Here is a 14880-nt window from a genome sequence, read left to right as displayed (position 1 = left end):
TTCCCGCGCCGGAATTAGCGCCTATCTTGGGGCCATGCGCGCCAGCGACCTGCTTCATCCCCGGCCGGAAGGGCTGTATTGCCCGCCCGGCGATTTCTTCATCGACCCGGTGCGGCCGGTCAACCGGGCGCTGATCACACATGGCCATTCCGACCATGCCCGCTCCGGCCACCGCTCGGTGATGGCGACGCAGCAGACGCTCGATATCATGGGGCTGCGCTACGGCGACAGTTTTGCCGGAACGACGCAAGTCGCCGTGCTCGGCGAGACGATTGCGCTTGGCGGTGTGGCCGTCAGCTTTCACCCGGCTGGTCATGTGCTTGGCTCGGCCCAGATCAAGGTCGCGCATCAGGGCACATGCATCGTCGCGTCCGGCGACTATAAGCGCCAGAAGGACGCGACCTGCGAGCCGTTCGAGCCGCTCAAATGCGACGTCTTCATCACCGAGGCGACGTTCGGTCTGCCGGTGTTTCGGCATCCGCCCGATACCGAAGAGATCGCCCGGCTGCTGAAATCGACCGAGCAGTTTCCCGAGCGAACGCATCTGGTCGGCGCCTATGCGCTGGGCAAGGCGCAGCGCGTCATGCGGCTGCTGCGCGATGCCGGCTACGAAAAGCCGATCTACATCCACGGCGCGCTGGCCAAGCTCAGCGAGTATTACCAGAGCCAGAATATCGATCTCGGCACATTGGAACCGGCGACCGTCGAGACCGGCCAAAAAAGCGACTTTGCCGGCGCCCTCGTCGTCGGCCCGCCATCCGCCTTCGCCGATCGCTGGGCGCGGCGTTTTCCCGATCCGATGTCGTGCTTCGCCTCAGGCTGGATGCGCATCCGCCAGCGCGCCAAGCAGGGCGGCGTCGAGCTGCCGCTGATCATTTCCGATCACTCCGACTGGGACGAACTGACGGCGACGATCAAGGAGACCGGCGCCGAAGAAATCTGGGTAACGCATGGCCGCGAGGAGGCGCTGGTGCGCTGGTGCGAGCTCGAAGGCATTGCCGCCCGGCCGCTGCATCTCGTCGGCTATGAGGACGAGGGCGATTGATGGTGTTTTTGGATCCAGCAATCGCCGGTACGGCGCTCTACGGCGCCCCCCTCTGGCCTGCCGGCCATCTCCCCCTCAACGGGGGAGATCGGCAGCTTTGGTTTTGCCGCTCATCCTGCAACGTTGGAAATTGGCGAAAGCAGTCGCGACAGCAAATCTCTCCCCTTGAGGGGGAGATGTCCGGCAGGACAGAGGGGGGCGCGACAGAACGCAAGCCTTTCCCATTGGCGCGCCGCTCATGAACCGCTTCGCCGAGCTTCTCGACCGGCTGGTGCTGACGCCGTCGCGCAACGGCAAGCTGACGCTCTTGACCGATTATTTCCGCAGCGTCGAGGATCCGGACCGCGGGCTGGCGCTGGCTGCCATCACCGGCGATCTGTCCATCGCCGCGGTCAAGCCGGCGATGCTGCGCACACTGGTGATCGAGCGCATGGATCCGGTGCTGTTCGGCTATTCCTACGACTATGTCGGCGACCTGGCCGAGACCGTGTCGCTGGTCTGGCCGCAGGCGCCGGTCGACATTGCGAACCACGAGCCGACGCTGGCCGAGGTGGTGGCGAAGCTGCAGGCGGCGAGCCGTTCCGACGGGCCGCAGGTGCTGGCCCGGCTGCTCGACAGCGCCAGCACTTCGGCGCGCTTCGCCATCATAAAGCTGGTCACCGGCGGCCTGCGCATCGGCGTCTCGGCGCGGCTGGCCAAGCAGGCGCTGGCCGATTTCGGCAAGGTCGAAATCGCCGAGATCGAGGAACTCTGGCAGGGGCTGACGCCGCCCTATATCGGGCTGTTCGCCTGGCTGGAGGGTAAAGCGGAAAAACCCAGGAAGACGGCGCTGGCGCTGTTCAGGCCGGTGATGCTGTCGAATGCCGTCGGCGACGGCGACCTCGAAAAGCTCGACCCGGCCGACTACGCGGCCGAATGGAAATGGGACGGCATCCGCGTCCAGGCGGTTTGCGAAGGCGGCATTCGCCGGCTCTATTCCCGCACCGGTGACGACGTCTCCGGCGCCTTTCCGGATCTTGCCGAGGCTATGGATTTTTCAGGAGCCCTCGACGGCGAGCTTCTGGTCGGTGACCCCAGGCAGGCGACGGGCACGTTCTCGGACCTGCAGCAGCGGCTGAACCGGAAGAGCGTGTCACCCAAGATCCAGCAGCAATACCCCGCCTTCATGCGCTGCTACGATGCGCTGCAGATTGGTAACGAGGATTTGCGCGGACTTCCCTTCCGCGAACGGCGCGGCCGGCTCGAGGCCTTCGTCAGGACACTCGATCCGAGCCGCTTCGATCTGTCGCCGCTGGTCGAATTCAGCAACTGGCAGGCACTCGAGGAATTGCGCCGCAAGCCGCTGCATCCGGTTATCGAAGGCGTCATGCTGAAGCGCTGGGATTCGCCCTATGTGGCCGGGCGGCCGAAGGGCCCGTGGTTCAAATGGAAGCGCGATCCGCACACGGTCGACGCGGTGCTGATGTATGCCCAGCGCGGCCACGGCAAGCGTTCGAGCTTCTATTCCGACTACACATTCGGCGTCTGGTCCGGGCCGGAAGGATCGGAGGAGCTGGTGCCGGTGGGAAAGGCCTATTTCGGCTTCACCGACGAGGAACTGAGGCAGATCGACAAATATGTCCGCGACAACACGATCGAGCGCTTTGGCCCGGTCCGCTCGGTGCGTGCCGACCGCAGGAACGGGCTGGTGCTTGAGGTAGCCTTCGAAGGGCTCAACCGCTCGACGCGGCACAAATCCGGCGTCGCCATGCGCTTTCCGCGCATTTCGCGGCTGCGCTGGGACAAGCCGGCGGCGGAAGCCGACCGCATCGAGACGCTGCAGGCGCTGCTCGATAGTTAACGCATGTCGCGCAAAAAGTGTGCAGCGGTTTTGCGGTAACGACATGCATCAAAACAAGAACCTGAAGTGCGTCGCATGAGGCCGGTCCGAACGCGACGTGCTTTAGGGAACGACTGAAACGCGGATCTCGTAGATGTCGACCGACTTGCCCTGCTTGTCGAAGTCGGAATTGATGGCGATGGTGCCGGCAGCGCCCGGACGCTTGTCGGGAAAGCGCACGTCGAACAGATATTCATTGCGCTCGCGACCGACGGCATAGCGCTTGCGGCCGCAGTCGCCGAGTTCGCCGAAATTGCAATCGACGGAAATCTGCGTCTCCTGGCCCTCCTCGGAGCGCGCGATGATGTCGAATGTGGCATGCTTGCCGGCCAGTTTTTCCAGCACGCCTTGTCCGACGTCGAAGCTGATGGCCGAGCCGGATGCGCCCGAGCGGATGCGCAGGAAGGAACCGCTTTCGTCCTGGATAACGTCGGCCTTGGCGTCCGACGGTGCATTGACCTGCGTCGGGTCACCCGGCGAAAAAACGTTGATCCAGTCGCGCGCCTCGTCCTGCTCGCCCTGCTTCGGCGGCGAAGCGGTGTCGTCCGGCGTGAAATCTTCGCCATCGACCGTTGGCGGCGCTTCCGGTGGCGCTGTGTCGAGCTCGGTCGCCGATTTGAAGACGCCGGTCTGGTTGGCGAAATAAAGGCCGATGCCGGCGGCTGCGAGCAGCGTCACACCGAAGAAGATCGCGGTCAAGGGCAGGCGCCGCCGCCTCGCCCGCCGGTCGTCGCGGTCGGGCGTCACTTCCGCATCGTCGGTTTCGACGTCGGCTTCGGTCGGAACCGAGGCCCCCATGTCGATCACCGGCGCCTCGGGAACAGGCGCATCGGGCATGATGTCGGGAACGACCGGCAGGACGCGCGACCGCGGCGCATCGGATTCGGGCGGCTGCGCTGGACCGTCAACGACGACATCGGGCGACGGCGCGGGCTCGGCTTCGGTTTCAGTTTCAGCCGGAGGCTCCACCGCCGGTGCTGCCTGCAAACTGTCGGTCGGCGCGGCGACGTCGGCAACCGCCGGCAGGAATTCCGATTCGATTTCGGTGATCTTCGCCTGGACCGCCTTGCGGCGCTTGATGGCGACCTCCACCGTGACGTTTGGATTGGCCTGCAGGGCACGGTCGAGTGCCGCGAAAGCCGATCGATAGACCCGCTCGCGAAACGCCCGGTCGTCGGCATTGCCTTTCTCGAAGGCATTGCGGATCGCTTTTTCGATCGCGTCCAAGCGAATTCCCTCTGCAATTTCACTCACTTTGTCATGATCGTTAGCCGCAGGCGACCAATCAATCAACAAGCGAGCGGCCGCATTCTGCCTTGCCGAGGGGCACAAAGCTCATTTCGGTGATTTTCGGTAAAGGAATCAACATTTTTCGCTGATTTTCCGGTCACCGCGGCGTGCCGCCTGCCGGCGCGGCATCGCACGACCTATGCCGGATCGATGCGGCGGCTGCCCTTGCGCGCCCGGTCGCGACAGAGACGAATTGCCAAACCTCGTCCTGAATTCGCGACTGCCATCTTGAATTCGCGGCCGGTTGCGTCTATCACGCAGCCCATCTTGGAAGCTCGGCTTCCCGGGCCGCTTTAGCTCAGTTGGTAGAGCACATCATTCGTAATGATGGGGTCAGGTGTTCGAGTCACCTAAGCGGCACCAAAATTCTCGATGAATTAAACGGGACCATTTCACAGATCAACTTGATGGAACGTCGCCGTCGCCCAGCGACGCCACGGTCTTCAGCGCGCCGTCGAGCATGTCGCCCTTCTCGTCCTTCAGTGCTGCTTCGCGCAGGCGCCGGATCCAGTCGGCGGCGTCCGGACGGCCCTTAAGCAGGTCGAGCGCCGACAGCACCCGGTCGAATTTCGACTGGGCGCGGGCGTGGGTGTCGCTGTAGCCCTTGATCAGCCGGCGGCAGTTGAGGATCTCCGTGCCAAGCGCGTAGTCCTGGCCGACATGGCCGAGCGCCAGCGCATACCAGCGCTCGAGATGGGCGGTCTCGACCTTGTGGCGCAGCAGCCGGCGGCGCCAGCGGCGCAGGCCGCCGATGAACCACAATGCGGCAAAGCCGGCAAAACTGTCGGTGCGGATATGGCGGCCGCGGTTGATGCGGCGGTCGAGGAAGGCGGCGAGCTTCGGCCGCGCCTCGATGTAGCTGCCGAGCCCAGCCGGCAGCGTGCCGCAGAATTCCTCGATGCGCGGATGGAAATATTCGGTCACCTGCAGGACCGAGCCGTCCTTGACGCCAACCTCACGGCGTACGCGTCGGTCGCGGCTAGAGCGCGTCTTCAGGTCGGCGACGCGGATCATGTCGTCGTAGCACATCGCGTTGGCCAGATGCTTGGCGGCGGCGATCGACAGCGCGTAGGCGTGTTCGGCATCGTCCAGAGCGACGGCCCGGTCGAGCCTATCGAGATACTCGCCGCCACAAGCAACGTCCTGATAGTCGACCACTTTTTTCAGGCCGCGAAGCGCCATGTCGCGCACGGGTACAGGCAGCGTGGCGACGCGCGCCGCCAATTGTTGCCAGCCCTTCAACAGGCTTTCCGGGCCGCTGACTTCTGTCGCGGCGCCCGAGCCGGTTTCAGCGGCCGCCGGCTGTGCAGTCTTGTCGCCCGAAGGCGCACTCGCGATGCCGCGCGCCCGATCGTAGGCGGCGCCGAAGGCGGCGAGGCTGGCCTTGACACCACGGCCGCCGGCACTGACCTCCTGCTCATAGCTTTCGCGACTGAACGGCAAGGCGTCGGAGCCGGCCAGCGCGCCGAGCAGGCTGGCCGAGATCATCGAGCCATTGTCGGCGGCGATCTTCTCCATGTCGAAGGCAATGAAGCGCTTGGCCGCGGCTTCCGCCGTGGCATGCACCTTGGAGGACGAGGCGCGGCCGTCGCCGGGCTCGATCTTCTCCGAGACCGCGGCGATGCGGTGCGACGAGGCGATCAGCGTGGTGCGCTCGGGCGTGACGAAGCCGCGGATGATGGCGCGGCCGGCCTCCATCAGTTCGGCGGCAATCAGGATGTCGACGTCGCCCTGCGACGGCGACAGCGCGAAGACCGGCAGGCGGCCGGTGTCGCGGCACATTTCGACATAATAGATGGTGGCGCCGGTGCGCTGGGCGACGCCGGCGACCGAGGTCGATTGCGCGACGTAGCCGTTGCGCTCGGCGACGTCGGTGATCCAGTCGGCCAGCACGCCACCGCCCTGGCCGCCGACCGCCAGCACGGCGAGCTTGATGACGCGCTCGTCTTCGGGGGCGCCGGCTTTCGAGCGCGATGAGGGCACGGCGTCAAGCATCGGCGAATATCAGGCGCCGGCTTTCACGGCGCCGCTGCAAGAGACTGATCGCGGCGCGACGCGCGGCTTCAAGGAAACGGTCCCAGCGGCTCGGATTGTGCACGACATCGGCGCGGTAGAAGGACGGGCAGAGCACCGCCGCATCGGCGACCTCGCCGCAATTGCCGCAACCGACGCAGCTTTGGTCGATATGCGCCACCGGATCGTCGCGCAACGGATCGTTGAGCGACTTCACCGAAAGCGACGGACAGCCGGACAGCCGCATGCAGGCATGGTCGCCGGTGCAGATATCTTCGTCGACACCGAATTTCGGCTTGACTATGCGCGTCCCGCCCTTGATCGCCTTGTCGACCAGCGGCTTTTCGCGGCGCTGCCGGTTGAGCATGCATTCGGACGAGGCGACAATGACTTTCGGGCCCTTCTCGTCCGTCGTCAGCGCCTCGCGCAGCGTGTCTTGCATCTTGGTTACGTCGTAGGTGCGGTCGATGTGGCGCAGCCATTTGACGCCCATGCCCTTCACCGCCTCGGTGATCGGGTGCTTGGTCGACTTGGTCTTGTTGCCGGCGCGGGACGACAGAATGTCCTGCCCTCCGGTCGCGGCCGAATAGAAATTGTCGACGATGACGATGACGCCGTCGTTCTTGTTGAACACGGCATTGCCGACCGAGGAGGTCAGGCCGTTGTGCCAGAAGCCGCCGTCGCCGACGAAGGAGATCGAGCGGCGCTTGGCATCGGGCGAATTGAACGCCGAAGCCGAGGCCGGCCCCAGCCCGTAGCCCATGGTAGTGGCACCTAGCTCGAAAGGCGGCATGATCGAGAACAGGTGGCAGCCAATGTCGGAGGCGATGTGGTGCTTGCCCAGCTCCTGCTCGACCAGCTTGGTGGCGGTGAAGATCGGCCGCTCCGGGCAGCCGACGCAGAAGCCGGGCGGCCGGCCCGGGACGACGTTGATCAGGTCGGCGGTGTCGAGCCCGTCGCCGATCTTGTTCGGCGCGCGGACCTCGCTTGGCAGCAGATGCGGGATGGTGGAACGCAGGAACGATCCGATGCCGTCGAGCATCACCTGGCCGGTATATTCGCCGGCCATAGGCAGATGTTCCTTGCCGACGAGCTTGGTGCCGCGGCCGGCCTTGTGCAGCATCGCGGCAAAGGCCTGTTCGATGTAGTTGGGCTGGCCTTCCTCGACGACGAGGACGGCGTCCTTGCCTTCGCAGAAAGACAGGAACTCGTCGTCGACTAAGGGATAGACGGCGTTGAGCACATAGAGCGGCACGTCGGTGTCGCCATAAGTGTCGGCGAGGCCGAGCCGCTGCAGCGCCCGGATGACCGAATTGTACATGCCGCCCTGCATGACGATGCCGACCGAGCCGTGCTCCGGGCCGAAAAACTCGTTGATCTTGTTGGTGCGGATGAAATCCACCGCCGCCGGCCAGCGTTTCTGCACCTTTTCCTTCTCGTGCAGGAAGGACGCGGGCGGCAGCACGATGCGGCCGGTGTCGCGGCGCGGCGCCTCGAGCGCATCGGCCACAGTCATTGCCGGGCGCTTGTTGTCCTTGGCGATGAAATGGCCGTGGACATGGCAGCAGCGAATACGGACCTGCAGCATGACTGGCGTGTTGGAAACCTCGGACAGCTCGAAGCCGTCCTCCACCGCCTTGACGATCGACGGCAGGTTCGGTCGCGGGTCGAGCAGCCAGACCTGGCTCTTCATGGCAAAGGCGTGGCTGCGCTCCTGCATGATCGAGGAGCCTTCGCCGTAATCCTCGCCGACGATGATCAATGCACCGCCGGTGACGCCGCCGGAAGCGAGATTGGCGAGCGCGTCGGAGGCGACATTGGTGCCGACCGTCGACTTGAAGGTGGCCGCGCCACGGATCGGATAGTGCACCGATGCCGCCAGCATGGCGGTGGCGGTCGCTTCCGAGGCGCTGGCCTCGAAATGCACGCCGAGCTCGCCCAGGATATCCTGCGCGTCGGCCAGCACGTCCATCAAATGGCTGATCGGCGCGCCCTGATAGCCGCCGACATAGCCGACGCCGCATTGCAGCAGCGCCTTGGTGATGGCGAGAATGCCTTCGCCGGAAAACTCCTCGCCGGCGCCGAGCCTGAGCTTTTCGACTTCCTTGGCAAAAGACCGTTCGGCCATTTTGGGCTCCTTCCGTTACCGCCCCGATGGCGGCGCGTAAGATCAGATGTCGTGCTTGCGAATGTTCTTCAGCATCTTCTGCAATGTCGCGATCAGCGCCGCGTATTCGGCATCGTCGACATCGTCGAACATTGCCTCGAAAGCGTCGTGCATGGCCGGCCAGGCGCGCGCGAACTCGGCGCGGCCATCGTCGGTCAGGAACACATGGCGGATACGGCTGTCGGTGACCCCCTGCTCGCGCCGCACAAACCCTTGCCCCTCCAGCGTGTCGAGCGTCCGGCTCAAGGTCGACTGCTCGATGACGGTATAGACCGAGAGATCGTTGACGGTGACGCCATCGGTGACCGACAACACGGCCAGCGTGCGCACCTGCGGAATGGTCAGGCCCTGCTTGCGGAAATTGTCACGCAGGGTGGCGTTGTAGCGGCCCATGATGCGGTTCATCAGATAGGGCGCGAATTGCTGCAGGCCGATCTGGCCCAAAGTCGAGATGCGCTGGCGCTTTTCAACCTTCTGTTCCATCACAGCCTCCCCGCCAGGAGAAAGCCGGAGCCGCCGCCCAAGCCAGCACCCGGATGGGTCGAGGCACCGATGTGGTAGAGACCCCTGACCCCGGTGGCGTGATTGCGGCTCGTCTTGAACGGCCGCCACAGAAACGACTGGTCGATGGCCGAGGAACCGCCATACGGGTCGCCGCCAACCAGATTGATGTTCATCGCTTCCAGGTCGGCCGGCGAACAGGCGCGGCGTGCGATGACGCTGTCCTTGAACCCATCGATATGGCTGGCGAGGATCGCTTCGGCACGGTCGGCATAGGCTTCGCGCAGCGCCTCGGTCCAGCGACCGTCTGCCGGTGTTTGCAGTTTGCCGGCGGCATCGCCCTTGATATGCCGTGGCGCCTCGGGCAGTTGCAGCCACAGGACCGCCTTGCCGTCCGGGCAGCGCGATGGGTCGAGCGCGTGCGGCTGGCCGACGCACATGGTCGGCACCTCCGGCAGCATGCCGCGCACGGCTTCGTTGCAGGCCTTCGAGACGCCGTCGAGTCCCGGCGTCAGATGCAGCAGCGCGACCTTGTCCAGGCCCTCGCCGCGCCATGCCGGCGGCTTGTCCAAGGCATAGTGGATCTGGAAATTGCCCTTGCCGTAGCGGTATTTTTGCGCTGCCTCGACGTCGGCTTTCGGCGCCGCGTCGCCGAGCAGCCGCTCGTAGAGCTGGGTCGGCGTGACCGAGCAGATGACGCTCTTATTCACGTTGATCGTTTCGCCCGAAGCCAGCCGCACGCCGGCGGCGCGGCCTCCGCTTTGGACAATAGCCGCGACGTCGGCGCCGGTGCGGATTTCGCCGCCACGTTCCCTGATCAGGGCTTCGAAGGCGGCCAGCAGATTCCTGGCACCGCCCTTGACGATCGGCGCGCCGGCCGCCTCAAGCGCGAAGGCGATGACCTTGGCGATCTGGCCGGAGAACGCGTCCTCAGGCCCGAGGCCGGCATGCAGCACCCAGGGCGCCCACAGCGCGCGCATGGTTTCCGACTGGTAGGTGCTTTCCAGCCAACCGCGCGCCGGCACCAGCGCGCTGCCGAGAAAGGCGGCAAGGCCACGCGGGCCGCGCCGCCAGGCTTCACCCGCCAGCAACCTGGCCGTCGGGTAGGACCACAGGCTGCCACCGAGCAGTCCGAACAGCAGACCGGCGTTGCGCTCGATCTCGCCGACATCGTTTGCGTGCCGGTCGCCGTCGGCCGCGGCAAGCGCATTGATCGCCGCTACATTGGCGATACGATCGGTGCGCAGGACGGCATGGCTGCCGTCCGGGCGCAGCACACCGGTCGGCGTGGAGGTGTTGCAAAACTCCAGGCCGTGCCGCGCCAGATCCTTGCCCAGCGCCGCATAGGCCGGCGAGGTGATGAACAGGACAAAGGTCGTCGCCATCACGTCGTGGATGAAGCCGGGCGCGGTGATTTCTTCGGTGCGCATGCAGCCGCCGATGCGGTCGTTGCGCTCGAGCACCAGCACCTTCGCCCCCTTGCCGCCAAGCATCGCCGAACAGACCAGCGCGTTGATGCCGCTGCCGACGACGATGTGATCGGGAGCGCTCATCGATGCGTGCTCCTAGCCGGCAGGAGCTCAATTGCAGAGATTGGCGCTCTACGGCGCCGTAGAGCCGCAGCTTTGCAAGGCTGCCGCTCCCACTCCGTCACCACAGTGCCACTTCCACACATGATCTTCTCCCGAAGACCGCAGCTATCCTATTGCCTTGGCACCAACGCCAACGCGCGGATCGGGCTGCCGGTGCCGTGCTCGATCTTGAGCGGCGCCGCGATGAGGATCGCGCCTTTCGGCGGCAGCCGGTCGAGGTTGCAAAGGCTGGCGAGGCCGTAGCGGTTAGCCTTGTGCATCAGGCTATGCGCCGGGAATGGCGGCTCCATGCCGCCGGCCTTGCCGGCATCGGTGCCGATGGTCTCGCTGCCCCAGCCCTTGATGTCCTTGCTAATCAGATACTGGATGGCTTCGGCGGTCGGGCCAGGCGTGTGCGGTCCGGTCTCATTGGCGTTGAGGAACTCGGCTTCCGAGCCGTTGCGCTTATACCAGTCGGTGCGCATCACCACCCACTCGCCGGGGTTGATAGCGCCATGTTCGGCTTCCCATGCCTTGATGTGATCGACGGTGAGCAGGAAATCGTGATCGGCTGCCGCTTGCTTCGAACAGTCGATGACGTTGACCGGGCCGACGAAGTTCTGCGCCGGAATGGTGTCGGTGGCGCCGTCCGGATAATCCTTGCCGGTGATCCAGTGGTTGGGTGCGTCGAAATGCGTGCCCGAATGCTCGCCGAGCTTGAGCCAGTTCCACGCCCACCACGGGCCATTCTTGTCATAGGCGGAGATGGCGTGGATCTCGATCTTCGGCGTGTCGACCGCCAGTTCCGGCGGCAGCTTGATCAGTGGCGTGTTGGGCCCGAGCGGCGCCGTCAGGTCGACCACCTGGATGGCGCCTGAAAGCAGCTGGCCGGCGACTTCGCCTAGAAGTTGTTGTGTGTCCATGGTCTCTGTTCCCTCTTTCTCGATGGTGCTGAAGGCTCTCGCGGCCCTTAATATCCTACTAGACGAAAACATATGCATCTGCAATTATCTTTAAGCATAAAGGAAATGGGACGGGGCGTGAGCGAGTTCGACGCCATATTTGTCGGGGCAGGCCACAACAGTCTGGCATGCGCCGCGCATCTGGCGCTCAAAGGCTGGAAAACGGCAGTTTTCGAGCGTAATGCAACGATCGGCGGCGCCGTCCAGACGCGCGAATTGACGCTTCCGGGCTTCCGGCACGATTTCGGCGCGATGAATCTCAGCCTGTTCGCCGGCTCGGCCTTTCACAAGAAATATGCAAATGAATTGAAAACCCACGGGCTGGAATTCGTGCCGATGGCCGACTGTTTTGCCAGCGCCTTCCCCGACGGTCGCTGGTTCGGCGTCAGCAGCGACCTGGAAAAGACCGCCTCGAGCATGGCCGCTTTTTCCGACGCCGACGCACAGACATGGCGCCGTCTGGTTGCGGCATTCCCGGCGGAGGCCGAGCATCTGTTCCGGCTGCTGGGCTCGCCGATGAGCGGCCGTGCGCTCGCCGGCACCGCCTGGAACCTCTGGCGCAAGAAGGGTTTTGCCGGCGCGCTCGATACTGGTCGGTTGCTGCTTTCGTCACCCCGCGCCTGGCTCGAGGAGACTTTCCAGTCACCGCATGTCAGGGCGACGCTCGCCACCTGGGGCATGCATCTCGACTTCGCCCCCGATATCGCCGGCGGCGCGGTGTTCCCTTACCTCGAATCCATGGCCAACCAGTGCTTCGGTATGGTGCTCGGCAGAGGCGGCGCCGACACCATCATCCGCGCTCTGTCGGGCATGCTCACGGCCGCCGACGGCAAGATCGTCACCGGGGCTGATGTCGCCGAGATCACGGTTTCGGCCGGCAAAGCGACCGGCGTGCGGCTCGCTTCCGGCGAGACCCACACAGCCACCAAGGCCGTCATCGCCGGTGTCGCGCCCAAGGCGCTGACCGGGAAACTGTTGCCTAACGGATCGGGCGACACCGGCTTCGACACGGCCGTGAAAAAATTCCGCCACGCGCCGGGGACGTTGATGATCCATCTGGCGCTCGACAATCTGCCGGACTGGCGCGCCGGCGCCGAGCTTCGGCAGTTCGCCTATGTGCACCTTTCGCCGTCGCTCGACGCCATGTCGCTGACCTACCAGCAGGCGATGGCAGGCATGCTGCCGGATGAACCGGTGCTGGTCGTCGGCCAGCCGACGGCCGTCGATCCCTCGCGCGCGCCGGACGGCAAGCACGTACTTTGGGTGCAGGTGCGCATGCTGCCAGCCGAGATTGCAGGCGATGCAGCGGGCACGATCGCGGCGGCTCACTGGGACGAGGCTAGGGAGCACTACGCCGAGCGCGTCCTCGACATTATCGAGCGTTATGCGCCCGGCCTTCGTCGGAAGATCCTCGGCCGCGCCGTGTTCTCGCCCATCGACCTCGAACGCGAGAACCCGAACCTTGTCGGCGGCGACCAGATCTGCGGCAGCCATCATCTGGCGCAGAATTTCCTGTTCCGGCCGGCGCGCGGTTACGCCGGCTGGAACACGCCGGTCGGCAATCTGCACCTGACCGGGGCGGCAACATGGCCCGGCGCCGGCACCGGGGCGGGGTCGGGCTTCATGCTCGCGCAACAACTTGGCGGGAGGTAGGCTCCATTTTTCATCTAGGGTGAAGGAGGACAAGGCGCGGTTGCCCAAGGAGCCTGAACCCACCGATTGACAACGACACCGCGCATAAAAGCAACAGGGGAACGACCATGACAATCAACAGACGAGAATTGCTCGGATATGGCGCGGCCGCACTTGGCGCCACGGCGCTCGGCCTGCCGCAAGTCGCCAAGGCTGCCGGCGAACTGACCATCGCCTACAATGTCAATTTGCCGTCCTGGGACCCGACCACCGGGCCTTCGGCGGTCAACCCGACCATCCAGGGTCTCTACCAGTCGGTGTTCGACCTGTTCATCCCGCAGAAGCCGGATCTTTCTTTCGCGCCCGGCCTGCTCACCGAATGGGGCTGGAACGAGGATCGCAGCAAGATCATGATGACGGTGCGCGAGGGCGTCACCTGGCATGACGGCTCGCCATTCACGGCCGAAGACGTGGTCTGGTCGCTGCAGCGGGCGGGCGATGAAAAGACCGGCAACCCGATCCAGTTCGTCTGGAAGAACGTCAACAACTTCAAGATCGACGGCAACAAGATCACCGGCGACGTCGTGCAATTCGACCCGGTGTATTTCAAGTGGATGTCGTTCCTGACCGGCTACATCATGCCGAAGGCCTATTACGAAAAGGTCGGCGCCGAGGGTTTTGAGAAAGCCCCGATCGGCACCGGGCCCTATATGGTCGACAAATTCGAGCGCAACGCCTTCCTGCGGCTCAAGACCAACCCGAACTACTGGGGCGGCAAGCCGGCCTTCGAAAACGTAACCATCAAGTTCGTCACCGATGCGGCGAGCCGCGTCGCCGAGATCGAGTCCGGTTCCTCGCAGGTGACGCTGGAAATCCCCTATGAGGAATATGACCGCCTGATCGCCAAGGATGGACTTGCCGGCTCATGCAAGAACGTCTCCGACATCGGCATGATCTTCTTCAACGACATCGACGTGATGCTGGACAAGAACGTGCGCCAGGCGGCGGTGATGGCGGTCGACAAAAAGCTTTTGGTCGACCGGCTGCTGCGCGGTTACGGCCAGCCCATCGATACGCTGGAGACGCCGGAATACGAGGCCTACGATGCGTCGATCAAGGTGGAGCACAATCCGGACAAGGCCAAGGAACTGCTGGCCGCCTCCGGCTATTCGCCGGAAAAGCCGGTCAAGTTCACGATACAGACGACCAAGGGCTTCAAGCCCAAGGACTACGAGATGATCCAGGCAATCGTCGGCATGTGGCGCAAGGTCGGCATCGAGGCAACGATCGAGGTCTACGAGATCGCCAAGCACTACGAGCTGCGCGCCGCCGACAAGCTGGCGCCGGCGGCCTTCTACAATTGGGGCAATGCCATCGGCGATCCCACCACGTCGACCGGCTTTGCCATGTATGGCCCAAGCCCGCATTCGGTATGGGACAGCCAGGACCTGATCGACATGATCAATCCACTATGGGGCGAGAAGGACGAGGCCAAGCGCATTGCCGGCTGGAAGGCCGTCGACAAATACATCGCCGAACAGGCCTATGTGCTGCCGCTGATCCAGTATGCGCAGCCGATCGTGCATGCCAAGGGCGTCAATGTCGTGCAGCATGTGTCGGGCGCACTTCTGCCGGCGCTGATGAGCCCGGCCTGACATCGTGTGGAGGCACCCTGCCACAAGACGGTGTGCCTTCTTCTGCTACGCAGGCCCCCTCATCCGGCCGCTTCGCGGCCACCTTCTCCCCCGGGGGGAGAAGAGACTGGCTCAGCCGTTCGCGACTCTTCTCCCCTCGGGGAGAAGGTGGCCCGAAAGGGCCGG

General features: G+C 64.5%; 10 protein-coding genes and 1 tRNA gene. 5 read left to right on the top strand and 6 right to left on the bottom strand.

What is annotated here, in order from left to right; genetic code table 11:
• Positions 1-34: 34 nt before the first annotated feature.
• Together NKJ91_RS07850 and NKJ91_RS07845 are read left to right on the top strand one after the other, a co-directional pair.
• Complete coding sequence (locus tag NKJ91_RS07850) at positions 35-1045, top strand: ligase-associated DNA damage response exonuclease (protein WP_352455080.1); 1011 nt, start codon at positions 35-37, stop codon at positions 1043-1045.
• Between the two features lie 238 nt (positions 1046-1283).
• Entirely contained in the window at positions 1284-2885 is a 1602-nt protein-coding gene (locus NKJ91_RS07845) for a cisplatin damage response ATP-dependent DNA ligase (RefSeq protein ID WP_352455079.1), read from the top strand.
• A gap of 102 nt (positions 2886-2987) precedes the next feature.
• Here the strand turns inward: NKJ91_RS07845 and NKJ91_RS07840 are convergent, their stop codons facing one another.
• Positions 2988-4151 (bottom strand): hypothetical protein, encoded by a 1164-nt coding sequence (locus tag NKJ91_RS07840; RefSeq protein WP_023676850.1) that lies wholly within the window; start codon positions 4149-4151, stop codon positions 2988-2990.
• Positions 4152-4501: 350 nt separating this feature from the next.
• Between NKJ91_RS07840 and NKJ91_RS07835 the strand changes: the two genes are divergently transcribed.
• Positions 4502-4577 (top strand) — tRNA-Thr (locus NKJ91_RS07835).
• A gap of 36 nt (positions 4578-4613) precedes the next feature.
• Here NKJ91_RS07835 and NKJ91_RS07830 read toward each other — a convergent pair.
• The 5 genes from NKJ91_RS07830 to NKJ91_RS07810 all read right to left on the bottom strand — a co-directional run bounded on the left by NKJ91_RS07830 (position 4614) and on the right by NKJ91_RS07810 (position 11389).
• The gene (locus NKJ91_RS07830; protein WP_352455078.1) at positions 4614-6209 is read right to left on the bottom strand and encodes an indolepyruvate oxidoreductase subunit beta family protein; all 1596 of its coding nucleotides are present in this window, start codon (positions 6207-6209) and stop codon (positions 4614-4616) included.
• Complete coding sequence (locus tag NKJ91_RS07825; protein ID WP_352455077.1) at positions 6202-8355, bottom strand: thiamine pyrophosphate-dependent enzyme; 2154 nt, start codon at positions 8353-8355, stop codon at positions 6202-6204. The genes NKJ91_RS07830 and NKJ91_RS07825 overlap by 8 nt, the downstream gene beginning before the upstream one ends.
• 42 nt (positions 8356-8397) lie before the next feature.
• On the bottom strand, positions 8398-8877 hold the full coding sequence (locus NKJ91_RS07820; protein WP_352455076.1) for a MarR family winged helix-turn-helix transcriptional regulator: 480 nt from the start codon (positions 8875-8877) through the stop codon (positions 8398-8400).
• Entirely contained in the window at positions 8877-10448 is a 1572-nt protein-coding gene (locus tag NKJ91_RS07815; protein WP_352455075.1) for a phytoene desaturase family protein, read from the bottom strand. The genes NKJ91_RS07820 and NKJ91_RS07815 overlap by 1 nt, the downstream gene beginning before the upstream one ends.
• Positions 10449-10597: 149 nt before the next feature.
• On the bottom strand, positions 10598-11389 hold the full coding sequence (locus NKJ91_RS07810; protein ID WP_023676844.1) for a cyclase family protein: 792 nt from the start codon (positions 11387-11389) through the stop codon (positions 10598-10600).
• 117 nt (positions 11390-11506) lie between these two features.
• Between NKJ91_RS07810 and NKJ91_RS07805 the strand changes: the two genes are divergently transcribed.
• Both NKJ91_RS07805 and NKJ91_RS07800 read left to right on the top strand, forming a co-directional pair.
• Positions 11507-13081: a phytoene desaturase family protein gene (locus tag NKJ91_RS07805; RefSeq protein WP_352455074.1), complete on the top strand. Its 1575-nt coding sequence runs from the start codon at positions 11507-11509 to the stop codon at positions 13079-13081.
• A 107-nt stretch (positions 13082-13188) separates the two neighbouring features.
• Positions 13189-14715 carry an ABC transporter substrate-binding protein gene (locus tag NKJ91_RS07800; protein ID WP_352455073.1) on the top strand — a complete coding sequence of 509 codons (1527 nt, stop codon included), beginning with the start codon at positions 13189-13191 and terminating at the stop codon, positions 14713-14715.
• Positions 14716-14880: the final 165 nt, after the last annotated feature.

Source organism: Mesorhizobium sp. M0040, from assembly GCF_040323505.1.
Taxonomy (GTDB): Bacteria; Pseudomonadota; Alphaproteobacteria; order Rhizobiales; family Rhizobiaceae; genus Mesorhizobium.
This window is presented reverse-complemented; position numbering and strand designations above follow the sequence as displayed.